This is a genomic window from Streptomyces sp. 7R007 (assembly GCF_054850255.1).
On the sequence record NZ_JBTWMV010000188.1, the window covers coordinates 1 to 338 of the forward strand.

Genomic DNA, 338 nt, shown 5'->3' on the forward strand with positions numbered 1-338 from the left:
CCGGTGGTCTCCGCGGTGTCGATGTGCAGGTAGAAGGTGAAGGTGGCCTTGCAGCCGCTGGGGATGGTCACCGACTGCGAGAGCGTGTCGGTGTGGCTGGAGCCGTAGCCGTCCAGCCAGGCGTAGTAGGAGCCGCCGTGGGCGCTCTCCCCGCTGTCGTTGGTGATCACGCCGCTGGTGGAGGTCCAGGTGGTGCTGCCCGACTCGAAGCCGGCGTTGCCCAGCAGCTGCGCGGAGGTGCAGGTGCCGCCGCCGGAGGAGCTGACCGTCCAGGTGAAGGAGGCCGATCCGGAGGCGCCCGTGCTGTCCGTCGCCGTGACGGTCGTGCTGTAGGTGCC

The 338-nt window shown here is 69.8% G+C and carries 1 pseudogene; it reads right to left on the reverse strand.

Features of this window, described 5'->3' with window-relative positions:
• A pseudogene (locus tag ACYF6T_RS44730) lies at window positions 1–338 on the reverse strand (hypothetical protein); the annotation flags it as partial.